This window comes from Microbacterium sp. ZKA21 (assembly GCF_050434165.1).
Taxonomy (GTDB): domain Bacteria; phylum Actinomycetota; class Actinomycetes; order Actinomycetales; family Microbacteriaceae; genus Microbacterium.
This window is the reverse complement of the sequence record NZ_JBNPVV010000001.1, coordinates 414,538-438,344: the sequence shown is the minus strand read 5'-3', so window position 1 is coordinate 438,344 and position 23,807 is coordinate 414,538. Positions and strand designations below refer to the sequence as shown.

The window sequence follows — 23,807 nt, the reverse complement described above, 5'->3', positions numbered from 1 at the left end:
GGTGGATGCCGATGCTCTCAGCGATGCGCGCCGCGCGGAGTGGGCGCGCCTGGACGAGTTGAGCCGTGCCCGACTCGAGGAGGGCGACAGCGTCGACGAACTGATCGTGCGCTATCGCGCGGCATCCGCTGACCTGGCCGAACTGAAGACGTCGGTGGGCGAGTCGCCGCAGAGCGCCTACCTGTCGACCGTCCTCGCCAGAGCACGGTTGCGGCTGACCGGCGCCGGCGACAACGTGCTCACGCAGATCTCGCGGTTCTTCGCGGATCAGCTTCCGGCGGCGCTGTACCGGGTGCGCTGGACGACCCTCGTCATCGCGATCGTCTTCATCGCGATCACCGTCGGCACGGCCATGTGGATCTCCGCCGATCCGAACCTCGTCGCCACGCTGGGCACGCCGGAGTTCCTCGCCGAGTACGCCGAGGAGAGCTTCACCGGCTACTACACCGAGAATCCGGCGGCAGTGTTCGCCGGGATGGTGTGGACCAACAACGCCTGGCTCGCGGCGCAGTGCGTGCTGTTCGGGATCACGGGCATCTGGCCGGTGTACATCATCGTGCAGAACGCCATCGGTCTCGGGGTCTCGGGTGCCGTCATGGCCGCGCACGACCGCGCCGACATCATGGTGCTGTACATCCTCCCGCACGGGATGCTGGAGATGACCTGCCTCTTCGTCGCGGCGGCGGCGGGGCTGCACGTGTTCTGGGCCTGGGTGGCACCGGGGCACCGCGCCCGCGGCGAGGCGCTCGCGCAGGAGGGGCGGTCACTGGCGACCGTCGCGATCGGCCTGATCTTCGCGCTGTTCCTGTCCGGGCTCGTCGAGGGCTTCGTGACGGGTTGGGGACTCCCGTGGCCGATCAAGATCGGCATCGGCGCCGCGGCCCTCGCGGTGTTCCTCATCTACATGCTCGTGATCGGCGGGCGAGCGCATCGCCGCGGTCAGACGGGCGACCTGCTGGAGTACGAGGCGGGGACGCCGCGACTCGTCGCCGGCTGAGCCCGTCGCTGGCTGAGCCCGTCGCTGGCTGAGCCCGTCGCCGGCTGAGCCCGTCGCCGGCTGAGCCCGTCGCCGGCTGAGCCCGTCGCCGGCTGAGCCCGTTCGGATCGCTCGCGCGAGCTCGCTGAGCCCGTCGAAGCGCGCGGCCCTTGAACTGTCGAACCGGCCGTCCCCGTCGCACTTCCTGCTGTTCTGACCGTCGCACGGCCGTTCCGGTCGCGAATTCTGCTGCTCTGACCGCGGGGGAGCAGCAGGAACTGCGACCGGAATCAAAGCTCATCGCGGCGGAGTAGCAGGAACTGCGACCGGAATCGCGGCAGGCGCCGCCGCGGAGCGTCACGCCGCGGCATCCCCCGCTCGAGGCGCCGTCAACCCGGCATCCGAACACAGGAAAGGGGGTCGGCGCCGAAGCGCCGACCCCCTTTCCCGGAACGTCAGGCCTGCTTGGTGCCGTCGAACAGCGCCTTGTAGGCGAAGCCCGCGATGAGCGCGCCGACGATCGGGAACACGAGGAACACCCACAGCTGCGACAGCGGGCCGACGCCGCCGTAGATCGCCGCTGCGATCGAACGCGCCGGGTTCACCGAGGTGTTGTCCACCGGGATGCTGATCAGGTGGATGAGGGTCAGCGTGAGACCGATCGCGAGTCCTGCGAACGGCGTGCCGCGCTTGGAGTGCGTGGTGCCGAGGATCACGAGCAGGAAGATCGCGGTCAGGATGACCTCGGCGATGATCGCCGAGCCCAGACCGAAGCCGCCGGGGGAGTGCTCGCCGAACCCGTTGCTGGCGAAGCCGGCATTCTGCGCACCGGTCAGCCAGCCCTCAGGGCCGAACTGCCCGATCAGGAACAGGAGGGTCGAGGCCACCGCGCCACCGACGACCTGCGCGACGATGTACGGCAGGACGTCCTTCCACCCGATACGCCCCGCGGCCGCGGCGCCCAGCGTGACGGCCGGGTTGAAGTGACCGCCGGAGATCGGGCCGAACGCGTAGGCGCCGACGACGACCGTGAGGCCGAACGCGAGCGCGACCGCGCTGTAGACCGCCGCGTTCGGAGCGGGCTCGGTGTAGAGGTTGGAGGCGAACAGCGCAGTGCCGACGCCGCCGAAGACGAGGAGGAAGGTGCCGAATCCTTCGGCCGCGAGTTTCGCGCCGAGGGTGGGCACAGCCGACGTGGAATCACTCATGATCTGTGTCCTTTCGCATGACCGGCCCAGCTGGCCCGGCGAACCACATGATTCCGCTGTTCACAGAGAACTCCCAGAAGGCGCGCCGTGCGGATCGCGCGCCGCACTTTCTTGAATGAATCAAAACAAGTAGAGTGTTCGTATGACGATCGCCCTGCACGACACCGACGACGCGATCCGCGCCGCTGGTCTCCGGGTGACCGAATCCCGTCGAGCCGTGTTCGACGCCCTGCACGCGCACCCGCACGCGAGTGCCGATGAGATCCACGCCGCCGTGCGGCCGCTGGTCGAGTCCACCAGTCTGCAGTCGGTCTACAACGCGCTGGGCGACTTCGCCGCCGCCGGTCTCGTGCGCCGCATCGAGCCCGCCGGCCATCCGATGCTGTTCGAACTGCGCGTCGACGACAATCACCACCACCTCGTGTGCACACGATGCGGTGCGGTCGAAGACGTCGACTGCTCGGTCGGGCACGCCCCCTGCCTCGTGCCGAGCGATGCCCACGGCTATCGTGTCGCCGTCGCCGAGGTCACCTACTGGGGGCTGTGCGCCTCCTGTGCGGCCGAAGACTCCTGATCCTCACAACATCCACCCTGCCCTCACATCGGAAGGACAACCATGACCGCTCACGAACAGGTCCCCGGCATCGGTGACGACGTCACCGGAATCGACCAGTCGAAGACCGTCACCGACGAGCCCGTCGAGCCCGGCGAAGCGGGCGCCTGCCCCGTCATCCACGCACAGCCGCACCCGACGATGGGCTCGGCCAACCGCGTCTGGTGGCCCGAGCAGCTGAACCTCAAGATCCTCGCGAAGAACACCGCCGAGCGGAACCCGCTCGACGGCGACTTCGACTACAAGGCCGCCTTCGAGGCGCTGGATCTGGATGCCGTCAAGAAGGACATCGAAGAGACCATCACCACCTCGCAGGCCTGGTGGCCCGCGGACTTCGGTCATTACGGTCCGTTGATGATCCGCATGGCCTGGCACAGTGCAGGCACCTACCGGGTCACCGACGGTCGTGGCGGCGGCGGCACCGGACAGCAGCGCTTCGCGCCGCTGAACAGCTGGCCGGACAACGTCGGTCTCGACAAGGCCCGCCGCATCCTGTGGCCAGTGAAGAAGAAGTACGGTCAGTCGCTCAGCTGGGGCGATCTGATGATCCTCGCCGGCAACGTCGCGCTCGAGTCCATGGGCTTCCAGACCTTCGGGTTCGCCGGTGGACGCATCGACGCATGGGAGCCGGACGACGACGTGTACTGGGGCCCCGAGACCACCTGGCTCGGCGACGAGCGGTACTCGGGCGACCGCGACCTCGAACGTCCGCTCGCAGCCGTGCAGATGGGCCTCATCTACGTCAACCCGGAGGGCCCGAACGGCAACCCCGACCCGCTCGCGTCGGCCCGCGACATCCGCGAGACCTTCGCGCGCATGGCCATGGATGACGAGGAGACCGTCGCGCTGATCGCCGGCGGACACACCTTCGGCAAGACGCACGGTGCGGCTCCGGACTCGAACCTCGAGGAGAACCCGGAGGCCGCTGGTCTCGAGCGTCAGGGCCTCGGCTGGAAGAACAACCACGGCACCGGCAAGGGCGACGACCAGATCACCAGTGGTCTCGAGGTCACGTGGACCTACCACCCGACCCGCTGGGACAACGAGTTCTTCCACATCCTGTACGCGTACGACTGGGAGCTGTTCCAGAGCCCGGCCGGCGCCAACCAGTGGCGTCCGAAGAACGGTGCGGGTGAGGACATGGTCCCGCTCGCGCACTCGGACGGACGCCGCGAGCCGCGCATGCTGACCAGCGACCTGGCGCTGCGCTTCGACCCGATCTACGGTCCGATCTCGGAGCGCTTCAAGGACGACCCGGAGGCATTCGCCGACGCGTTCGCGCGTGCGTGGTTCAAGCTGACGCACCGCGACATGGGCCCCCGTGCCCGCTACATCGGCGCCGAGGTCCCGGCCGAGGAGCTCATCTGGCAGGACAACGTGCCCGCCGTCGACCACGCGCTGATCTCGGATGCCGACGCCGCGCTGCTCAAGGCGAAGGTGCTGGAGTCCGAGCTCTCGGTCGCCGACCTGGTCTCGGTCACGTGGGCTGCGGCATCCACGTTCCGCGGCAGCGACAAGCGCGGCGGCGTCAACGGCGCCCGCATCCGTCTGGCTCCGCAGAAGGACTGGGAGGTCAACGACCCGCAGCGCGTCGCCCGCGTCCTGAACGTCCTCGAGGGCATCCGTGCCGAGTTCAACGACGCGCAGACCGGCGACGTCCGGGTGTCGCTGGCCGACCTGATCGTGCTCGCCGGTAACGCGGGTGTTGAGAAGGCCGCGAAGGATGCCGGCGTCGACGCCGTCGTGCCGTTCCACGCCGGACGCACCGACGCCTCGCAGGAGCAGACCGACGTCGTGTCGTTCGCGTTCCTGGAGCCCGCCTCGGACGGTTTCCGCAACTACGTCTCGAAGGACGTCGCGGCGATCCCGGCCGAGCATCTGCTGCTTGACAAGGCGAACCTGCTCACGCTGACCGCTCCGGAGCTCACCGTGCTCGTCGGCGGTCTGCGCGTGCTGGGGGCGAACTGGGACGGTTCGCAGTACGGCGTCTTCACCGAGACGCCCGGTGTGCTGACGAACGACTTCTTCGTGAACCTGCTCGACCTCGGCACCACGTGGAAGCCGCTCGACCCGGGCTCGCACGCCTTCGAGGGTCGGGTCGACGGCACCGATAAGGTCGTCGGTCGCGGGACCCGCGTCGACCTGCTGTTCGGCTCGAACTCCGAGCTGCGCGCGATCGCCGAGGTGTACGCCTCCGACGACGCCAAGGAGAAGTTCGTGCGCGACTTCGTCGCCGCGTGGGGCAAGGTCACCGAGCTCGACCGCTTCGACCTGGTCTGATCCCGGTCTCCGAACGGCCCTCGCCTCACGGCGGGGGCCGTTCGGCGTCGTCCAGGATCGCGAGCGGTTCCGAGCCCTTGTGCCGATCCATCCTCGGCCCTCCGGTCGCAGTCGGCGCCGCTTCGCGGGGGCGACCGGGCGTTCCCGTCGCAATTGATGCCGCTTCGAGGCGAAAACAGCGGCATCAACTGCGACCGGAACTTCATTCGGCAGGCGGAGACCGGCATCAACTGCGACCGGAGCGGGCACCGCGGATATCGAGGAGCGGTACGAAACGCGTACCGCTCGGCACGGTCAGCGGGACAGCGCCTGGCGGATCCGCTCGATCAGCTCCCCAGGTCGCGTGAAGAGCTCGCTGGAGACCTCGATCACGATCCATCCCGCGGCGCGGAGCGCGGCGATCCGCTCCACGTCAGCGGCGTAGTTCCCGGAGTGGAGCCTGCCCTGATACTCGATCGCGACCTTCAGGTGCGGATACGCGAGATCGACGCACCCGAGGAAGCGACCGTGATCGTCGAACACGTCCTGGTTGAGCAGGGGTTCCGGGAGACCCGCGCGGACGATTCGCACCCGCAGCTTCGACTCGCGTGGAGACCACGAGTCCTCGCGGATCAGTTCGACGGCTTCGCGGAGGTTCTGGATGCCGGTGCGCCGGCGTGCCGCGATCGTCGCGCGAAGCGTGTCGATGGTCGTCATGGGGGCCTTTCCGGCATCGGGTCGCCCGACGCCAGGTCGCCAGACGCGGCAGAAGTGGTCTCCGAGGGCGACCAGATCCTCCAGGTCCCACGCGCCCAGTTGAGCCCAGGCTGTCTCCGGTGCGGCGAAGGCCAGGTTTCCACGCTGGATCACGCGAGTGGACGATGGGTCCGAGCGGTGCGCCGTGACGCCGATGGCTCGGACGAGAGGCCCGGTTCCGTTGGTGGTGACGTGGACGGGCAGCGTCGATCCATCGACGGCGAGGCCCTTGACTGCGACCAACGGGATCGGCCCGCCGAGAAGAGCCACGGCACTCTCGTGGCTCAGATACTGGTCGTCCTTGAGACGGGGTGCATATCGCCTCGCCTGTACTCGGCGCTCGCGTGCCTGTACTTCGAACGGATCGGGCTTCGTCGACCGACGGACGACGCCGGATCCGGACGGGGTCGACGTCGGCGGCACCTCCGGGACCCAGCGAATCCCGCGGAACGGGATCTCGAGGTCCGATCGTCTCAATCGGCCCGCGGTGACGCCCGCGCTCAGAGCTCGTTGCACAGTGAAGGACCTGCCCATCTCGGGCGGCAGATCGGCCGGCTTTCGCATGGGCTCGATGGTGGCACCGATCCGCCGAGCGCTGCGAAAGTTCTCCACAGGGCATAGCCGATGCTCCGGTCGCGATTCATGTCGCAAAGGCACGCGAGTTCAAAGAACCGGTCGCAGTTGATGCCGCCTCGGTTCGCGCAGAGCGGCGTCAAGTGCGATGGGAACGGTCGCGGGGGTGGGCCAAGCGGCGTCAAGTGCGACGGGAACGGTCGCGGGGTACGCGGAGCGGCGTCAAGTGCGACGGGAACGGATGCGCGTTCGGGGCAGAGCGGCGTCAACTGCGACCGGAACAGACGCCGGCGACGGCCTACAGGCGGCCTGCGGCCTTCAGCTCGAGGTAGCGGTCAGCGATCCGCGGGGGGAGCGACTCCGGATCGGCCGCGATCGCCTCGCCACCCGCGCGGCGCACAGCATCGGCGACGTTCTCGGCATCCCGGAGCGTGCGTTCGGCGGCCGCGGCCAGATAGACGTCCTCGCGGGACCCGCGTCCGCGTGCGATCTCGGCGACGGACGTGTCGGTCACCGATCCCACCAGCACAGTGGTCGCGCGCCCCGGCTGGGGGAATGCGCCGAGGAAGCCGCGCGCGGACTCCGCGGCATCCTGTGCGGTGAGCACGACGATCAGCGACGGCCGTGTCGTCAGCGTGCGCAGCGAGGCGAACGCGGCCGGCCAGTCCGTGTCGACGAGCCCGGCGTGCACCGGCGCCATCGCGTCACTCATCGCCGGGAGCAGCGCGGCGCCGTCGACCCCCGTCACGCGGCCGCGCACGACGCGGTCGAACATCTGCACGTGCACGTGGTCGCCGGCGCGTGAGGCAAGAGCCCCCAGCAGCAGCGCCGCCTCGATGGATGCCTCCAGGCGCGTGCCGTCGCCGACGCGCGCGGCCGCCGTCCTGCCGGTGTCGATGAGGATCACCACGTGACGGTCGCGTTCCGGTCGCCACGTGCGCAGCATCGTCGTGCCTGCCCGCGCGGTCGCCCGCCAGTCGATCGATCGGATGTCGTCGCCGCGCACATACTCGCGCAGCGAATCGAACTCGGTTCCCTGGCCGCGGACCTGGATGCTCGTGTTGCCGTCCAGCTCCTTCAACCGTGCGAGTCGCGAAGGCAGGTGCTTGCGCGAGGTGAACGCGGGGAGCACCCGCACAGCCCCGCGGACATCATGCCGTGCCTGACGTCCGCCGAGTCCGAGCGGCCCGGACGACCGGATCATCACGAATCCGCTGACCAGTTCGCCGCGTCGGCGCGGGTGCAGGGGGATCTCGATCCGGCGCCGCTCGCCAGCGGGCACGATCACGCGCTGGCGTTCGGTCGACGAGCCGGCCGTCGGCTGCCACGCATCCCGTATGCGCGCCTGCAGCGTCCGCGACCCGGTGTTGTGCAACGCCACGCTGACCGGCACCGGCTCGTTCAGCCGCGCCCGCGCCGGCACGCGCCTGGTCACCACGACCGAGCGAGCGGATGCCGCGAGCACCACGTCCACCGCGAGCAGCACGAGGCACAGCAGCACCCAGCCGCCGACGACCGCCCACGCCGGACTCCCCGTCGTCGACGACAGCACGACGACGGGGAGGATTCCCAGCCCGATGAGCAGGGCGAAGCGGCCGGTGAGGAACACTTAGATCGGGACTCTCGTCTGCTGGACGACCGCGGTCAGCACGGCGTCCGCCGAGACGCCTTCCATCTCGGCATCCGGGCGCAGCTGCAGGCGATGACGCCAGACCGGCACGAGCATGGTCTGCACGTGGTCCGGGGTCACGGCGGACGAACCGTTCAGCCAGGCCCACGCCTTCGCGGCCGCGAGCAACGCGGTCGAGGCGCGGGGGCTGGCGCCCAGCTGCACCGACGGCGACTGCCGACTAGCGCGCGCCAGGTCGACGACGTAGCCGAGGACATCGTCGGTGACGTCGACACGCGCTGCGGCATCCTGCGCTGCACGGATCTCATCGGCGGTGACGACGGGCTCGATGCCGGTGAGCGCACGCGGCGAGAAGCCGCTCGCGTGCAGGCGGAGGACGTTCACCTCGGCATCCCGCTCGGGCATGGCGACGACCAGCTTCATGAGGAACCGGTCGAGCTGCGCTTCCGGGAGCGAGTACGTCCCCTCGTGCTCGATGGGGTTCTGCGTCGCGGCGACGAGGAACGGATCCGGCAGCGCACGGCTCACCCCGTCGGCCGAGATCTGGCGCTCCTCCATGGCCTCCAGCAGCGCGGCCTGGGTCTTCGGCGGCGTGCGGTTGATCTCGTCGGCGAGCAGCAGGTTCGTGAAGACCGGACCCGCGCGGAATTCGAACTCTCCCGTGCGCGCGTCGTACACGAGCGACCCCGTCACATCTCCCGGCATGAGGTCGGGGGTGAACTGGACGCGTTTGGTGTCGAGTCCCAGCGCCCTGGCGAACGATCGCACCACGAGCGTCTTGGCGACGCCGGGTACACCTTCCAGCAGCACGTGCCCTCTGGCCAGCAGCGATACCAGCAGACCGGTCACAGTGCCGGCCTGTCCGATCACGGCCTTGTCGACCTCCTGGCGCACGCGGTGCATGGCCTGGCGCAGCGCCGCGTCGTCGGCGGGATTCGTCAGCGGGGTGGTCATGGGTTCCCTTCCAGAAGGTCGAAAGCAGTCGGTGAGGGGGCAGGGGTCATCGCGTGCCCCGTTCGGTCCGGATGGCGTCGTCGACGGCGGACTCGAGGTCGCTGAGGTTCCGCGCGTGGTCGATGAGCTGATCGTCGGATGCCGGGAGGGCACCGGTCAGCAGTTCCTGCACCGAAGTGCGCGGGATGCCGAGTCGATCGGCCACGGCATCCGCGACCTCGCCGGCGCCCGCGCGATCGTGCAGGCCGAGCCGGCGCGCGAGCCGGCGCACGGTGCCGTCGCGGATGGCCTCGGCCGCGTGCCCGGCGTCGGCGGCCTTCGCCGTCAGCCGCGCGCGGCCGTGCATGGTCTCGGATGCGCGCACGGTCACGGGCAGCGTCTCGGCGACGAGAGGACCGAACCGGCGGCCGCGCCACAGGGCTGCGGCGACACCCGCGAGGATCAGCATCACGATCGCCGGCGTCACCCAGCTGGGGGTGAGCTCGCCCAGTGACGGCTCGGTCTGCGCCTCGAGATCGGAGTCGGCGAAGGACGGCACGTACCAGACCACGTGGCCGGTCTGGCCGAGCAGTGCGAGCCCGAGCGCGGCGTTGCCGTCCTGGGCCAGGTAGCCGTTTCCGAACAGCCGGGTGCCGTCGATCATCGCCCGCTCCCCGACTTCGGTCTCGTCGACGAGCAGGGCGGCGTTGCCGTCGTCGTCGCCATAGCACCCTGTGACGCCGTCGGCCGGGATGAACAGGCGCCCGGGGTGGATCTCGCCGACCCGCGCGAACTCGGCCAGGTCGCAGGACGCCGTGACGGCGGCCGCCGTGCTGGCCGACGTGCTCTCGCCGAGTTCGAGCAGGGACAGCATGCGGGAGCTCGCCGACAGCAGCACGATCCGGTGCGCGGGTTCCAGGAGCTGCAGGACCGCCTCGTCCGACAGCGAGTACGGATCGGTCATGACGAGTGTCGTGTCGTCTTCGATCGCGGCGATCGCGTCCGCACGTGTTCGCACGACCTCGACCTCGACGTCCTGGTCGCGCAGGATCTCGGCGAGAGCGAGCATGCCGTGTTCGCCGGTGCCGTCGGGGTCGCCGCCTCCGCGGAACGGCACGGACGTCGCAGCCCCGATCCGCATGATCAGCAGCGCTCCGCCGATCACCAGCAGGATGATGACGATCCAGCCGAGCACGCGGCGCGTGCGGCGCGGCGGTGCGGCCGCTGTCGATGCGGGCAGCTCGGTGGTCGTGCTCATGCCGGCACCGCCTGCGGATGCCGAGCCGCCAGCCGCTCGTCGATGTCGCTCAGGGCGCGGTAGCTCTCCGGCGAGGACGGATGCTCGAGGTAGCGCACATCGTCGAAGGCGCTCGCCGCCTCGTGCAACGCGGCGGTCTCATCCGGGAACACCCGCGCGGTGTCCCGGGCGATCGCCTGGGCGGTGGCGCCGGGGGCGGGGTCGATCAGGTCGCGTTCGAGCAGGCCGCGGGCGAGCGCGCGGAAACGCAGGATGGTCGCCGCCTCCCAGTCGCCCGATCTCGCTGCGCGTTCGGCGTCGGCGCGCAACTGCGCAGCGGTGCGGTCGTCGCGCTCGCCGAGGAGATCTCGTCCGGCGCCGCGCACGGTGCGCGACGCGCGGGGGCGTCCCCACACGATGAGCGCTGCGATGAGCGCGGCGACGATCACGACGCAGACGACGACCAGTGCGAGCGGCCCCACCTGTCCGCCGCCGTCCGGCGTGAACAGGTCGCCGAGGTAGCGGACGACATCGCGGGCGAGCAGGTCGAACCAGGTCGGCCGCGACGCGTCGTAGCGGGGCTCGGCGAGTTCCTGCTCGGCCCAGCGCCGCGCTTCGTCCCCGTCGGGGACGAACGGCTCGAAGGGCAGGATCATGCGCGCCCGCCGGGAGGAGCCCACGGGCTGTCGGACGGCGGCTCGGGCTGGGTGGACTCGGGCTGGGGGGACTCGGGTTGCGCAGGCTCGGCCTGCGGGCGGACGGGCGGAGGTGCCGGCTGCGCGTAAGGCGGCTGCGGGGCCGCGGCGGCGTGCGGCTCGGCCGCGGGGTACGGCTGCGCGGGCTGGCCCGGGTACGGCTGCGACGGCTGGGCATACGGCTGACCTGGCTGCGCTGCCGGTGCGGCGCCGAACGCCGGCGCGTATCCGGGGGCCTGTCCGTAGCCCGGTGCCGGCGCGTATCCCGGTGCCGGACCCCATCCGGGCTGCATCGGCATCGTCGTCGGAACGGGCGTCGGCGGGGCGCTGGTGACGGCACGCGCCGGGTCGACGACGAAAGGATCGCCCAGCTGCTCGGGATTCCAGCCCAGGTCGCGGCGTTCGAGGAAGGCGATGAGCGTCTGATCCAGTCCCTCGTAGCGGTACCGGCAGTCGATGTACACGAAGGCGGCGCCGGTGCCCTGCACGACCAATGCGACGGCCTGGATCACGAGCACCAGGACCTGCGGCAGCACCGTGGCGAGGATCCCCGCCGTGATGACGACGGCCGGATCCTCGCTCCCGGTCGGCGCGAGCACCGGGATCAGCAGGCTGGACAGCAGGGAGAGCGGGAAGCTCACCAGCTGCGCGGCGAAGCCCATGATCAGGTTGATGAGGAACATCACGCCGAACGCGACCCAGAACCGCCCGCGGGTCAGGCGCCAGCTGCGTACGAGTGCTTCGCGCAGCGTCGCCTGCTCGAACACCAGCACGCTCGGCACGAGCAGCAGCTTCGTGCCCAGCCAGACGGCGAGCGGGATGCTGGCGGCGATGACGAGCAGGACCAGGCCGATCCCGAGGCCGAGGAAGTCGGAGGATCCGCCGATGAACCCGATCACGAGACCCGCGATGATGCCCCCGGCGATGGCGATCACCCCGAGCGTGAACAGCATCTGCAGTAGCGCGAAGCCGACCAGACGCCAGAAGACCGGCCGCACCTGCGTCCAGAGCCGGGAGAGCCCGGCCTTCTCGCCGACGGCTGCGAACCGCACCTCGGCGGCCACGATGCCTTGGACGAGCGCCGTGAATCCGAGCGAGAGCAGGCCGACGCCGAACGCGACGAGTCCGTTGATCGCGAAGGTGCCGATCAGCAGGGGCTCGAAGTCCGGCGAACCCGGGGAGACGTTCTGCAGCCGGAGGATCGTCACGATCAGGACGGTCACCATGATGCCCGCGGCCACGAGCGCCATGAGAAGCTGCATCACCACGGCGAAGCCGAACACGACCTTCGGGTTGTGGCGCAGCACGGCGAAGGCTCGGCCGAGGAGCATGCCGAAGGTGAACGGGTGAAGCGGGACGATCCCCCGCTTCGGGGCCGGTGTCCACGTCTGTCCGCTCACGGCGCTCCCTCCGACAGTGCTGTTCCCATCGTGTCATACCGCCCGCGAGGGCCGGCGGGGCGGCGAGGGTTCCGTGAAGGACGGCGTGTCGTGAAGTACGCTGGGAAAATCTGCGGCCGTTCGGTGTGTTCCCGACGACCGCCCTGGGAAGAAAATCGGAGCTGGGCACATATGACCTCACGCATCCTCGTTGTCGACGACGACACCGCACTCGCCGAGATGATCGGGATCGTGTTGCGCACCGAGGGATTCGAACCGGTGTTCTGCGCCGACGGCGCACGGGCCGTGGAGGAGTGGCGCACGCAGCGGCCGGACCTGATCCTGCTCGACCTGATGCTCCCCGGAATGGACGGCATCGAGATCTGCACCCGGATCCGTGCCGAATCCGGCATCCCGATCATCATGCTCACCGCCCGCAGCGACACCGCGGACGTCGTGCGCGGGCTCGAAGTCGGAGCCGACGACTACATCGTCAAGCCGTTCAACCCGAAGGAGCTGGTGGCGCGCATCCGCACCCGGCTGCGCCCGTCGACGCAGGCCGCCAGTGAGGTGCTGCGCATCGGGGATCTCGTCGTCGACGTCGACGCGCACGAGGTCCGCCGCGGCACCGCGCCGATCGCACTGACGCCGCTGGAGTTCCAGCTGCTCGTCGCACTGGCATCGCGGCCCCAGCAGGTGTTCTCGCGCGAGATGCTCCTCGAACAGGTGTGGGGCTACCACTACAAGGCCGACACCCGTCTGGTGAACGTGCACGTTCAGCGTCTGCGCGCCAAGGTCGAGCTCGACCCGGACAACCCGAAGATCGTCATGACGGTGCGCGGCGTCGGATATCGCGCCGGCACCGTCGTCTAGGAGTCCGCGTGATCGCGACGACCGCGACGGTCACGCAGGTCGGCCTCTGGCGCGACTGGCGCAGCTGGCCGTCGAACATGAGCGCGCTCTGGCGACGGTCGTTGCGCTTCCGCACGATCGCCATCACGCTGCTGCTCACGGCATCCGCGGTGTTCGTGACCTGCGCGACCATGGCGCTCGTGATCGCGAACGACCTGTTCGAGTCGCGCAAGGACCAGGCGCTCGCCGATGCGCGCCGTGCGGTGGCGGCGGCCCAGACCACGCTGGACGCGGCAGAGGTCGGCGACGACCGCGCCGCCTTCGTGGCGCTGTGGCGCGTCGTCCAGCGCGATCTTCGCGGCACGTCCTCCTCCGACCGCATCGCCGTGTTCCAGGGCGACATCGAGCCTGGCGGGTACGCGCCGCCGACCTTCGGATCGATCGAGCTGCTGGACGAGGGCCTGGTCACATCGGCGCTGCGCACGCGCGTCGAGGAGATCGACGACGTGCAGGCCTGGCAGTCCGTCGCGCTGGAGGAGGACGGCTCCGAGGTGCCGGGGGTCATCGTCGGACAGCAGCTCTTCGTGCCGGACGTCGGCCCGTACGAGGTGTACATCGCGTACGACCTGTCCGACTCGGAGCAGACTCTGCTGTTCGTGCAGCGGACCCTCTGGGTGGCCGGCATCTCGCTCGTGGCGATCATCGCGGCCATCTCGTGGATTGTGCTGCGCTCGATGTCGGTGCCGATCGTCGAGGCGGCCGAGACCAGCGCGCGGTTCGCGACGGGCGATCTCGGCGTGCGCATCCCCGTGCACGGCGAGGACGAGCTGGCGACGCTCGGGCACTCGTTCAACGCCATGGCCGACAGCATCGAGGCCCAGATCAAGGAGCTCGGCGAGCTGTCCCTCGTGCAGCAGAGGTTCGTGTCCGACGTCTCGCACGAGCTGCGTACCCCGCTCACGACGATCCGTCTCGCCGCCGACATGCTCAACGATCAGCGCGGCGACTTCGATCCCACGACGGCGCGGACGGCCGAGCTCCTGCACACCCAGGTGCAGCGCTTCGAGACGCTGCTGAACGACCTGCTCGAGATCAGCCGCTACGACGCCGGTTCCGTGCAGCTCGAGCTGGAGGCGACGAGTCTGGCGCACCTCGCCGAGGATGTGATCGACCAGATGCGACCGCTGGCCGACGGTCACGGCACCGAGCTGCGCCTGGTCGCCCCTGGCGGATACTCGCCCGTCGACATGGATGCCCGCCGGGTCCGCCGTGTGCTGCGCAACCTCATCGGCAACGCGATCGAGCACGGTGAAGGACGCCCCGTGGTCGTCACGGTGGACAGCAACCAGCACGCCGTCGCGGTGGGGGTCAGGGACTTCGGGCTCGGGATGTCAGCGGCCGACGCCGAGCGGGTGTTCGACCGGTTCTGGCGTGCTGATCCGTCCCGCCAGCGCACGATCGGCGGGACGGGGCTCGGGCTGTCGATCGCGCTCGGCGACGCGCGCCTGCACGGCGGCAGCCTGGCGGTCTGGTCCGAGCTCGCCGTCGGGTCGAACTTCGTGCTGACCATCCCGCGGCATCCTGGGCCGATGCAGGGCGCATCGCCTGTTCCGCTGGAACCGGCGGACGCGCTCGGCGATCTCTCCGATGCGACGCAGCCCCTGCATGTCGCACAGGTGCGCTACGAGCTGGATGCCGAGGCGCACGGCGCCGTCGATCCGGACGCGGCGAAGCGGAAGGACCGATCATGAGAATCCGCACGGCTCTGCGCGGTGCCGTCGTCGTGGCGCTCGCCGCCGCCCTGACCGCCTGCGCAGGACTGCCCACGTCCGGTCCCGTCGGCATCGGCCTTCCCGTCGGCGCCGTTGAAGCCGACTCGCCCTTCACTGAGCGCGCGTCGAGTCCGATCGCCGGTGCCGGGCCCGAAGTGATCGTCGCCGGGTTCCTGGAGGCTTCCATCACCCCGACCGACAACTGGGCGATCGCGAAGGAGTTCCTCACCCCGGAGTTCGCCGATACCTGGCGCCCCGGCGCCGGCGTCACGATCGACGTCGCCGGGTCCCGCACCTACGCGTCGAGCGTCGACACGGCCGAGGAACTCGAGTCGGCGAACGCAGCCGACGTCGATGTCGACCTGGATCAGCGCGCGAGTGTGGACGCGGACGGCCGCTACACCGAGGCGGGAGGCGGCACCGAGCTCGACTTCCAGCTGGCGCGCGGCGAGGACGGCGAGTGGCGGATCTCGAGCGCGCCGGACGGCATCGTGCTCGACGAGGGTTCGTTCCAGCAGGTGTACAGCCGGTACTCGCTGCAGTACTTCGACCAGAGCTGGCGCCACCTCGTGCCCGACGTGCGCTGGTACCCGCGCGGATCGAACGTCGCCACGTCGATCACTCAGGCCGTGATCGAGGGGACGCCGAGCGACTGGCTCGAGCCCGCCGTGCACACCGCGTTCCCCGCCGATGTGCTGCTGGACGGCAATTCGGTTCCGGTGTCGGAGCAGATCGCGAGCGTCGCACTCACGGATGCCGCACTGTCGCTGGACGCGGCCACACTCGCGCGGATGCGGACGCAGCTGGAGAGGAGCCTCACGGCGACCGGCGTCACCGAGGTGAGCTTCACCGTGAACGGCAGCGCTCTGGAGACCGACGAGGCGGGCCTCGCGGGTGACGGCGGCGACGTCAGCACGATCGTTCTGACCGAGGACGGCTTCGGCAGCCTGGTCGGCGGCGAGGTGACGCCGATCGCCGGCATCACCGATCCGCTCAGGCAGTTCCAGGATCCGATCACGGCGATCGATCTCGCGCAGGGCGAAGGACTCGCCGCGGTGCAGGTGAGCACGGGGGTCGTCTTCGCGATCACGAACTCGAAGGCGAACGAGCTCGATTCCCGGCCCGGTCTGGTCAAGCCGTCGATCGATCCGTACGGTTTCATCTGGTCTGTGCCCGCCGGTGATCCGCAGGAACTGCACGCGTGGACCGAGGACGTCACGCCCCACGACGTCGCGGATGCCTGGCCGGAGGCATCGGCGATCTCGGCGCTGCGCGTGTCGACGGATGGCGTGCGCATCGCCGCCCTGGTCACCATCGGCGGTCGACAGAGCGTCGTGACCGCGGTGATCCTCCGTGATGAGAGCAACGTCCCCACCGGTCTCGGACCGACCCACGAGGTCGTCGAGCTGAGCGCTCCGGCGCACGGGCTGGTGTGGTCGGGGAGCGACAGCCTCGGCATCCTGGCGAAGGGCGAGGATGCGGCACTCAGGACGCAGATCGTCGGCGGCCCCGGCAGCGAGCAGACGGCGCCCACCGGCAGCGTTTCGTTCGCGGGTGCGAAGTCGCAGGCGGGTCTTCGGATCCTCGGCTCCGACGGCACGCTGTACGCACCCCGCGCATCGGCCTGGCAGGAGTTCTTCTCGGGCGTCCTGGTACTGGGGACCAGGGCGGGGTACTGATCCGACCGGCCCTGCACAGCGCTCGCGATCGATGAGTTCTGCACCGATGCCGGAGATGCTGCGGGTTCCGCCGGGCACGGCCCCCAACCGTCCGCACACACTGACCGGATGCCGGAACGCGATACCGACGCTCGCCTGATCGATGAGATCCTCAGCGTGCTCCTGGGCGCCTCGTGCGCAGGCTGCGATGAGCCGGGGCGCGTGCTGTGCGACGGATGCCGTGAGCTGCTGCGCGCTGCGCCGGCGCAGCGCGTCCTCACTGGCGGCCTCTCCGCCACGGCCGCGCTGTCGTTCGAGGGCGTGGCCGCGCGCTGCATCCGTGCCGTGAAGGAGGAGGGGAGCACGCTGCTCGTCCGGCCTCTCGCGGCGGCCCTGCACGAGGCGCTGCCCTCGGATCCGAAGGCTCTGCTCGTGCCGGTGCCGACCTCCCGAGCGTCCTTCCGGCGTCGTGGCTATCGAGTTCCAGAGATGCTCGTGCGCGCATGCGGGCGACGCACGGCACGCCTGCTCGCCCATGCCGGCGGCACTGAGGATCAGCGCGGGCTCGGCCGGGCAGCGCGGGAACGCAACGTCGCAGGGAGCATGCGCGCGAGGCACCTCGGCGCCGGGGAGGAGGTGGTGCTCGTCGACGACGTCATCACGACAGGATCCACTCTCGTCGAAGCAGCCGAGGTCCTGTCCGAAGCGGGATTCCGTGTGCGCGGAGCGGTCGCCCTCGCCGCCACGCCGAAGCGGAGATGAACGCTCGGCCGACACGAGGCAAATGGGTCGTGACATCCATCGGAACGGGGACTACGGTAGGGGTTCACAAGGCGACCACGGTCCGCCCTTGGCCGGGAGGACCGGGACAAGGAGGCACGAATGGAAACGAGCATCGTCGGCGTGGGAGTGAGCATTTCGGATCGCTTTCGCACCGTAGTCGAGGAGAAGATCGCCCGGATCTCCACGCTCGCGGGCCGAGCTCAGCGCTTGGATGTCAAGGTCACCCATCGGGCGTATCGCGGCGGTCGCATTCCCGATGAGACTGTCGAACTCACCCTGGTGAGCAAGGGCCCCGTCGTGCGAGCGGAGGCCACCGACGGCGACAAGTTCGTCGCCCTCGATCTCGCGCTCGACAAGATGTCGGAGCAGCTGCGTCGCGCGAAGGAGAAGCGCGTCGACGGTCGCCAGCATCCGCGAGGCGCCCATTTCGAGAAGGGCAGCGGCGCCCTGGAGGGAATCGACGTGCAGCCGGCATCCGCCGACGTCCTGCATGCCGTCGCGACCGGCGCGGTCCCGGTGCTCGCCCAGGAGGAGGAGGCGTACTCACCGGTCGTCATCCGGACGAAGAACTTCGACGCGGAATGGATGACAGTGGAGGAGGCCGTCGACCGCATGGAGCTGGTCGGACACGACTTCTTCCTCTTCGTCGATGTCCGCACCGATCACCCGAGCGTCGTCTACCGGCGCAAGGGATGGGACTACGGCGTCATCTCGTTGACCACTCAGGCGTCGCCGGAGGAGGCAATGGCGTCCTGAGCCGTCCCTGAACGCATCGAAGGCCCGGCTCGCGCCGGGCCTTCGTCGTGAGCGGGAGAGTCAGTCGAAGATCCCGTCCAGGATGCTGCCGATCACGAGGCCGCCGAGGATGCCGGAGGCGAGGTCGCCGCCGCCGCCACCGCGGCGTCCGCCACCCCAGCCGCCACCACCCCAACCGGGCGCGTCGCCGCCCCAGCCGTCGTTCTGCTGCTGCGGACGGGAGGAATCGATGTCGCGCTGGGCGAGCTGCAGCGCCTCGGAGGCGAGTTGCGCCACACGTCGCGCGGCGGCGAGAGCCTGCTCCCTCGTCTCCTCGGCGGGCAGAAGCGTCGGAACGTCGGTGCGAAGCCGCTCGGCTTCGGCGAGGCGCGTGCGGGCATCCGCGCCGATCCAGCCGCGGTGTCCTGCGATGAGGCTGCGGGCGACGCCGAGCTGACGGTCGGCATCGTCGAGCGCGTGCTGCACGTGCTCCAGCGAGGGCAGCGGGTGCTCGGCGCGGTGGCGCGCCGTGGCGATCGCGTCGTCGAGCGCGGTGTTCGCCGTGCGCAGCCTGCTCAGCTCCGCGAACGGATCGTTGCGCGTCCCGGACGGGCTCAGCGATGCCAGCGCCTTCTCGAGGTCGGAGATCGCGGCGGTCACGGCAGGCACCTGCGGCGCGGTGCGCGCAGCGACGATATCGCCGCGCGAATCGGCCACGACCTCGGCGAGTGTCGATTCGGCCCGAAGCGCCTCGATCTCGAAGTCCTCCACGGCGTCCAGGACGACACCGGCACGTCGCACGGCCTCGGCAGCGGTCTCCAGGGCGAGGTTGGCCTCTTCGTTCTGTCGCGCAGCACGGCGGCGCTCGGACACATCGGCGCCATGCGTGGCGAATGCGACGAGCTGTTCGGCCTCGTCGGCGGAGGCGGCGATCTGATCCATCGCGGACTCGGAGTACCGGCTCGAGAGCCGTTCGATCGTCGCACGCGCCTGAGGGAGGCGCGAGGTCAGCGTTTCGGCATCCTGACGCAGCTGGGCGATGATCTGCGGAGCCTGGCGGACCTTGGCGACCTGCTGTGCGAGCGCCGCGGTCTTCTCATCGAGCAGCTGCTCTGCCCACTCGCACAGCTGGGCGATGCGTGCGTTGCGCGTGCGCAGCTCCTCGGCCGTGTCGGGGATCTCGTCGTGGTTGAGCTGGTGCAGCTGGAACGCTTCGCGCAGGTGCGTGCGCACGGCGTCGAGCGCGGATTTCAGGTCCGCGGTCAGCGACGCTCCGAGCTCTGCTTCGGCGAACACCAGTTCGTCGCTCGCCGTGCGGATGCGCTCATCGGCCGCGACGAGCGCCTGCTCGGCCTTGCGTGCGAGGTCGGCATCCTGCGCCGCCAGTGCCGCTTCTTCTTCGCGCTTCCGTTTGCCCCAGAATCCAGCCATGAGCCGATCCTACTTTCCGAAGCGGATGCCGAGGCTGTGCATCCGCTCGGGGTGAACGCCCGGCACGCGTTCAGGCGATCACGGTGCGGCGGGTCAGATCGGGGCGGCGCGGTGGAACGAGCCAGCTGACCACGGCGATCGCGAGCGGCAGGCCGAGGGCGAGCAGCACCAGCCATGCCCAGGGCGTGTCGGCCATGCGCAGCGCGTACTGATCGTTCGAGGCGGACTGCATCACGATGCCCCACATCGGAATGAGACCGGCGATCGTCCCGGTGAGGGAGCCGACGCCGACGATGACGATCGCCTGCCAGAACGCGATGCCGCGGCGCAGGCGGCGACTCGCCCCGACGGCCGACAGGGTCGCGTCGTCCGGTCTGCGCTCGATGCGCGCGAGCCCGAGCGCGACCCCGCCCGCACCGAGGACGAGGATGCCCGCGACGCCGAGGATGAGCCAGAGCCAGCCATCGGATGCCGGGGGACCGTTCTCGACGGCGTAGTCGAACCCACCTTCCGCGGACCACGGCTGCCCTGCGATCTGCGCCAGCCGATCGAGCGACTGCTGTGCTGGCGGCCGATCGTACGCCGCGATCAGGTGCGCGGGGATGGTCTCGTAGCCGATCCGGTCAGCCACCTGCGGCGAGATGATGACGGGCCAGGGGAGCGTGTGCGGAAGGCGGATCTCCTGAGCGGGCACCCGCACGCTCTCCAACGGATCGGGCAGGGCGGCAGCGCCGCCGCCACGGGTCCAGTACTCATCCAGCTCTTCGCGGTTCCAGCGGTTCAGCACCACCTCATCGCCGTCGAGATACGCGCCGCCGGCCATGGTGGACGCCGGCGTCGTCACCACGGCGCCGCCGTCGGCGAAGGCCGCACGGGTGGCAGGGTCGATCGGCACGCCGAGCACCGTGTCCAGATCGTCCGCGCCGACCACGACGGCGCTCCCGCTGGTGCCGAACAGGGCGCCTGCTCGATCGAGGCAGAAGCCCGCCTCGATCGTCGCGCAATCGTCGTAGCCGAACACCTCGGGGTAGAGCGGATCCTGCCACTCGCGCGTCGCGAGATCTCCGCTGGCGTACGCATCGACATCGCCGCGCACGGTTCCCATCGTCGACGGGTCCGTCTCCTCGAGAGCCGCGACCGCCTGCGCGAGCACGGCGGGATTCTCGCCGTCCGTCCACACATTCACCACGACGGATCCGACCGGTGCCTGGTACCACCAGTTCCGCGCGGACTGCGCCATGTACACGCTCGCACCCGTCAACGCGAAGGACGCGAGGAAGACGCAGGCGGCGATCGCGGCGAAGGCCGGGACGATGCGCGCGGGGTTCGCCGCGGCGTCCCGTGCGGCGATCCGCGGAGCGAGCCCGATCCGCGATGATCCGCGGGCGATCATCGTCAGCATCCAGTGTCCGGCGAGGATCGCGCCGATCTGGAACAGCAGGGGTCCTGCGATGATGCCGATCAGGCAGAACGTGCGCGCAGGGTTGCCGTAGTCGACGACGTCCGCCGCGTTCAGGGCGGCGAGCCCGAGCCCGCCGGCGACCGTGAGCCCGACACCGACGGCCGCGAGAAGGGTGCCCCAGAACGGTCGATCCGTCCGCATCGCCGGCGGCCGACGCGTGCCGCGCAGGGACGCGAGCACGTCGCCTTTCGTGGCGGCTCTCGCCGGTGCGAGAGCGGATGCCGTGCCGACAGCCGTCGCGAAGAGCACGACCCCGGCGATGCCCCACCACGGCACATGGAAACCCCAGAAGCCGGCGACGGCTCCGTCGTCGAACAGCACCAACGCAGGGTAGGCGAGTGCTATGCCGATGCCGGCGCCGAGCACACCGCCGACGAGGCCGAGCACGCCGCCCTGCATCAGCACGATCCGGAACACGCTGCCGCGGTCCGCGCCGACGCTGGCGGCGACGGCGAGCGAGCGCTCCTGCCGACGCGCGCTCACGGCGAAACCGGCTCCGGCCAGCAGGATCACGAGATACGCCGTGAAGCCTCCGACGATCATCGCGATCCCTGCGATGTTCCAGGCCGACGCCGGGTCCGTGTACGTGTCGGCCTGCGCACGGGTCACGGCATCCCGTGCGTAGACGATCACGCCGGCACGGTTGAGCTCTGCGAGCTCGGATGCCGTGGGCTGCCATTCCGGGGCGAACCACCGGGTCGCCATCGGCTCGCGCATGTCCTCGGGGACGACCGCATCCGCGACGAAGGCTGTCTGCTCGTCGTCGCGTGAGGCCGCGTCCTTCATGATGCCGACGATGCGCAGCGTCGCAGCGGGCTCGTCGAGTTCGAGCGTGTCGCCGATCTCGACATCCCACCGGGCGAGGGCACCGGGGGAGACGGCGGTCTCGCCGTCGGTCCGCGGACGACGGCCGTCCACGAGTTCGTACCGCCCGTCGAGGCGTTCGTCGACCGCGGCGCCGACGTACGCCTTCAGCGTGCCGATGCCACCCGGTGTCCTGGCCGTCACCGTCGCCTCCGCGACTTCGAGCAGCTCGACATCAGGGACGAGGCCGTCGAGATCGGACGCCGGCGGAAGCTCCGGATTCACCGGCATCCCGTCGTCATCGCGATCGATCTCGTACCAGTACGGGTCCGACGTCATCTGCTGCCTGGTCGGGTCCTCGCCGCCCACGATCATGAGCCAGGAATCCGCGTGCCCCAGTTCGGAAGCCACCTTCTGCTCGGTGGTGCCCGCGCGGCTTGCGGAGAACGTCGCCGCTCCTGAGATCAGCGCCATCGGCAGCGCCACGAGGGCGATCACCAGCAGGCTCGTGGGCCAGGCGCGGCGCGCCTGGCGGGCGGCCAGCCGCAGTTCAACCCGGCGACGGGACCATCCGCCGCGGCGCCCGTGGGCTGCGACCTCCGCTCTGGTGCGCTCGCCGTCGTCGGATGCCGGGTTCGTCGGGCGCTCGAGCGTCGTGCTCATCGCGCGGATCCGCTGAGCAGGCTCTCGGCGCCGTCGCGGCGCGAATCGTCGACGACGCGGCCATCACGCAGGAAGACGATGCGATCGGCCCAGGCGGCGTGCCGCGCCTCGTGCGTCACGAGGATCGCCGCGGCTCCGGCATCCACCCGCCCTCGCAGCATGCGCAGGACGCCCTCGCCCGTGACGGAGTCGAGGGCACCCGTGGGCTCGTCGGCGAGGATCAGCGATCGCCCGCCGACGACGGCGCGCGCGATCGCGACGCGCTGCTGCTGCCCGCCCGAGAGATCGTCCGGGTAGGCGTGCATCCGTTCGGAGAGGCCGACTGATTCGAGCGCTTCCGCGCCCGCTCGTCGGGCGACGCGCTGGCGGAAGCCGTCGAGTTCGAGCGGGAGGATGACGTTCTCGAGCGCGGTGAGCGTCGGGATCAGGTTGAAGTCCTGGAACACGAAGCCCAGAGAGCGTCGACGGAGCTTCGCCACCTCACCGTCGGTCATGCCGCCGAGCCGACGGCCTTCGATGTACACGCCGCCGGCGGCCGGCACCTGCAACCCGCCCGCGATCGACAGCAATGTGGACTTTCCGGATCCGGACGGGCCCATGATCGCCACCAGTTCCCGGCGCTTGACCGTGAGGTTCACGTCCTGCAGAGCCTGCACCAGGAGGTCGCCCTCGCCGTACTCCTGCGTCACGCCGTCGAGGCGCAGGATCTCCTCGTTCATGCCTCGACCGCGGCTTCCGCCTCGGCCTTGGCCGGCCGGCCGCGCTTGGGCCGCTCGGTCGTGAGCTCGAGCGCCATGGCGTGCTGGGGATGCATCGCCAGGCGCTGCTCGGTGTGGTCGAGCCAGCGCACCTCCGCCTCGGCCGCGAAGATCATCGAGTCGACGACGAGCGACCAGGCCAGTTCCTGCGGCCCGTCCGGATCTCCGCCGGCGTACTTGGCGCGCTGGAGCGACTGGAGCTGCCGCAGCGATGCGACGCGCTGCGTCTGGATCACAGCGGACACGTCGATGCCGGGCAGAGTTGCTGCGACCGCGAGCTTGATCGCGAGCTCGTCGCGCGTAGCCTGCCCTCGTTCGACCGGGGAGGACAGCCAGGAGGCGACCTCGACGGAGCCGGCATCCGTGATCTCCCAGTACACGTGCCCCTGGTCGTCCGGCGCTCCGCGTTCGACCAGGCCGTCGCGCTCGAGGCGCTCGAGCGTGTTGTAGATCTGGCCGACGTTCAGGGGCCAGGTGGACCCCGTGCGCCGATCGAATTCCGCGCGCAGCTGGTAGCCGTAGCACGGCCCCTGGTCGAGAATGGCGAGCAGGCTCTGACGGACGGACATGCGGTCTCCTTCGGGTGGAGGTGCGAAAGCAATACCGAGTATATACATACACGGAAACATC

Annotated in this window: 19 protein-coding genes; 8 read left to right on the top strand and 11 right to left on the bottom strand. The window is 70.0% G+C overall.

Annotated elements, in window-relative coordinates:
- Position 1 precedes the first annotated feature (1 nt).
- On the top strand, positions 2-997 hold the full coding sequence (locus M2317_RS02240; protein WP_429456906.1) for a stage II sporulation protein M: 996 nt from the start codon (positions 2-4) through the stop codon (positions 995-997).
- Positions 998-1,431: 434 nt separating this feature from the next.
- Here M2317_RS02240 and aqpZ read toward each other — a convergent pair whose 3' ends face one another.
- Positions 1,432-2,184 carry an aquaporin Z gene (gene aqpZ, locus M2317_RS02235; RefSeq protein ID WP_429456905.1) on the bottom strand — a complete coding sequence of 251 codons (753 nt, stop codon included), beginning with the start codon at positions 2,182-2,184 and terminating at the stop codon, positions 1,432-1,434.
- A gap of 142 nt (positions 2,185-2,326) precedes the next feature.
- On the opposite strand from aqpZ, the gene M2317_RS02230 reads away from it, so the two are divergent.
- Both M2317_RS02230 and katG read left to right on the top strand, forming a co-directional pair.
- Complete coding sequence (locus M2317_RS02230; protein ID WP_429456903.1) at positions 2,327-2,758, top strand: Fur family transcriptional regulator; 432 nt, start codon at positions 2,327-2,329, stop codon at positions 2,756-2,758.
- A 42-nt stretch (positions 2,759-2,800) separates the two neighbouring features.
- Positions 2,801-5,077 (top strand): catalase/peroxidase HPI, encoded by a 2,277-nt coding sequence (katG, locus tag M2317_RS02225; protein WP_429456901.1) that lies wholly within the window; start codon positions 2,801-2,803, stop codon positions 5,075-5,077.
- A 294-nt stretch (positions 5,078-5,371) separates the two neighbouring features.
- Here katG and M2317_RS02220 read toward each other — a convergent pair whose 3' ends face one another.
- The 6 genes from M2317_RS02220 to M2317_RS02195 all read right to left on the bottom strand — a co-directional run bounded on the left by M2317_RS02220 (position 5,372) and on the right by M2317_RS02195 (position 12,280).
- Positions 5,372-6,082 (bottom strand): hypothetical protein, encoded by a 711-nt coding sequence (locus M2317_RS02220; RefSeq protein ID WP_429456899.1) that lies wholly within the window; start codon positions 6,080-6,082, stop codon positions 5,372-5,374.
- Positions 6,083-6,683: 601 nt separating this feature from the next.
- Complete coding sequence (locus tag M2317_RS02215) at positions 6,684-7,994, bottom strand: DUF58 domain-containing protein (RefSeq protein ID WP_429456898.1); 1,311 nt, start codon at positions 7,992-7,994, stop codon at positions 6,684-6,686.
- Positions 7,995-8,969, bottom strand: coding sequence for an AAA family ATPase (locus tag M2317_RS02210; protein ID WP_429456896.1), 975 nt, complete (start codon positions 8,967-8,969; stop codon positions 7,995-7,997).
- A 46-nt stretch (positions 8,970-9,015) separates the two neighbouring features.
- On the bottom strand, positions 9,016-10,206 hold the full coding sequence (locus M2317_RS02205) for a DUF4350 domain-containing protein (RefSeq protein WP_429456894.1): 1,191 nt from the start codon (positions 10,204-10,206) through the stop codon (positions 9,016-9,018).
- Positions 10,203-10,841, bottom strand: coding sequence for a DUF4129 domain-containing protein (locus tag M2317_RS02200; protein WP_429456892.1), 639 nt, complete (start codon positions 10,839-10,841; stop codon positions 10,203-10,205). The genes M2317_RS02205 and M2317_RS02200 overlap by 4 nt, the downstream gene beginning before the upstream one ends.
- Positions 10,838-12,280: a glycerophosphoryl diester phosphodiesterase membrane domain-containing protein gene (locus tag M2317_RS02195; protein ID WP_429456890.1), complete on the bottom strand. Its 1,443-nt coding sequence runs from the start codon at positions 12,278-12,280 to the stop codon at positions 10,838-10,840. The genes M2317_RS02200 and M2317_RS02195 overlap by 4 nt, the downstream gene beginning before the upstream one ends.
- Before the next feature lie 171 nt (positions 12,281-12,451).
- On the opposite strand from M2317_RS02195, the gene mtrA reads away from it, so the two are divergent.
- The 5 genes from mtrA to hpf all read left to right on the top strand — a co-directional run bounded on the left by mtrA (position 12,452) and on the right by hpf (position 18,080).
- The gene (gene mtrA, locus M2317_RS02190; RefSeq protein ID WP_406249642.1) at positions 12,452-13,132 is read left to right on the top strand and encodes an MtrAB system response regulator MtrA; all 681 of its coding nucleotides are present in this window, start codon (positions 12,452-12,454) and stop codon (positions 13,130-13,132) included.
- 8 nt (positions 13,133-13,140) lie between these two features.
- Entirely contained in the window at positions 13,141-14,862 is a 1,722-nt protein-coding gene (gene mtrB, locus M2317_RS02185; RefSeq protein ID WP_429456888.1) for an MtrAB system histidine kinase MtrB, read from the top strand.
- Entirely contained in the window at positions 14,859-16,562 is a 1,704-nt protein-coding gene (locus M2317_RS02180; RefSeq protein WP_429456886.1) for an LpqB family beta-propeller domain-containing protein, read from the top strand. The genes mtrB and M2317_RS02180 overlap by 4 nt, the downstream gene beginning before the upstream one ends.
- Positions 16,563-16,670: 108 nt before the next feature.
- A complete protein-coding gene (locus M2317_RS02175) occupies positions 16,671-17,303 on the top strand; it encodes a ComF family protein (RefSeq protein ID WP_429456884.1) in 633 nt (210 codons plus the stop codon).
- Positions 17,304-17,423: 120 nt separating this feature from the next.
- Positions 17,424-18,080: a ribosome hibernation-promoting factor, HPF/YfiA family gene (hpf, locus tag M2317_RS02170; RefSeq protein ID WP_429456882.1), complete on the top strand. Its 657-nt coding sequence runs from the start codon at positions 17,424-17,426 to the stop codon at positions 18,078-18,080.
- Positions 18,081-18,140: 60 nt separating this feature from the next.
- Here hpf and M2317_RS02165 read toward each other — a convergent pair whose 3' ends face one another.
- The 4 genes from M2317_RS02165 to M2317_RS02150 form a co-directional block, all read right to left on the bottom strand.
- Positions 18,141-19,490 (bottom strand): hypothetical protein, encoded by a 1,350-nt coding sequence (locus tag M2317_RS02165; protein ID WP_429456880.1) that lies wholly within the window; start codon positions 19,488-19,490, stop codon positions 18,141-18,143.
- Positions 19,491-19,560: 70 nt separating this feature from the next.
- Positions 19,561-22,419: an FtsX-like permease family protein gene (locus tag M2317_RS02160; protein WP_429456878.1), complete on the bottom strand. Its 2,859-nt coding sequence runs from the start codon at positions 22,417-22,419 to the stop codon at positions 19,561-19,563.
- Positions 22,416-23,138 carry an ABC transporter ATP-binding protein gene (locus tag M2317_RS02155; RefSeq protein WP_429456876.1) on the bottom strand — a complete coding sequence of 241 codons (723 nt, stop codon included), beginning with the start codon at positions 23,136-23,138 and terminating at the stop codon, positions 22,416-22,418. The genes M2317_RS02160 and M2317_RS02155 overlap by 4 nt, the downstream gene beginning before the upstream one ends.
- The gene (locus M2317_RS02150; RefSeq protein ID WP_429456874.1) at positions 23,135-23,746 is read right to left on the bottom strand and encodes a PadR family transcriptional regulator; all 612 of its coding nucleotides are present in this window, start codon (positions 23,744-23,746) and stop codon (positions 23,135-23,137) included. Before M2317_RS02150 ends, M2317_RS02155 begins: the two co-directional genes overlap by 4 nt.
- Positions 23,747-23,807: the final 61 nt, after the last annotated feature.

Excerpts from the sequence above, each read along its gene's own strand:
- hpf (WP_429456882.1), top strand. The coding sequence starts at position 17,424 with ATGGAAACGAGCATCGTCGGCGTGGGAGTGAGCATTTCGGATCGCTTT.
- M2317_RS02200 (WP_429456892.1), bottom strand. The coding sequence starts at position 10,841 with ATGATCCTGCCCTTCGAGCCGTTCGTCCCCGACGGGGACGAAGCGCGG.
- M2317_RS02180 (WP_429456886.1), top strand. The coding sequence starts at position 14,859 with ATGAGAATCCGCACGGCTCTGCGCGGTGCCGTCGTCGTGGCGCTCGCC.
- aqpZ (WP_429456905.1), bottom strand. The coding sequence starts at position 2,184 with ATGAGTGATTCCACGTCGGCTGTGCCCACCCTCGGCGCGAAACTCGCG.
- M2317_RS02205 (WP_429456894.1), bottom strand. The coding sequence starts at position 10,206 with ATGAGCACGACCACCGAGCTGCCCGCATCGACAGCGGCCGCACCGCCG.
- M2317_RS02230 (WP_429456903.1), top strand. The coding sequence starts at position 2,327 with ATGACGATCGCCCTGCACGACACCGACGACGCGATCCGCGCCGCTGGT.
- M2317_RS02160 (WP_429456878.1), bottom strand. The coding sequence starts at position 22,419 with ATGAGCACGACGCTCGAGCGCCCGACGAACCCGGCATCCGACGACGGC.
- mtrA (WP_406249642.1), top strand. The coding sequence starts at position 12,452 with ATGACCTCACGCATCCTCGTTGTCGACGACGACACCGCACTCGCCGAG.
- M2317_RS02165 (WP_429456880.1), bottom strand. The coding sequence starts at position 19,490 with ATGGCTGGATTCTGGGGCAAACGGAAGCGCGAAGAAGAAGCGGCACTG.
- M2317_RS02175 (WP_429456884.1), top strand. The coding sequence starts at position 16,671 with ATGCCGGAACGCGATACCGACGCTCGCCTGATCGATGAGATCCTCAGC.
- M2317_RS02155 (WP_429456876.1), bottom strand. The coding sequence starts at position 23,138 with ATGAACGAGGAGATCCTGCGCCTCGACGGCGTGACGCAGGAGTACGGC.
- M2317_RS02210 (WP_429456896.1), bottom strand. The coding sequence starts at position 8,969 with ATGACCACCCCGCTGACGAATCCCGCCGACGACGCGGCGCTGCGCCAG.
- katG (WP_429456901.1), top strand. The coding sequence starts at position 2,801 with ATGACCGCTCACGAACAGGTCCCCGGCATCGGTGACGACGTCACCGGA.
- M2317_RS02150 (WP_429456874.1), bottom strand. The coding sequence starts at position 23,746 with ATGTCCGTCCGTCAGAGCCTGCTCGCCATTCTCGACCAGGGGCCGTGC.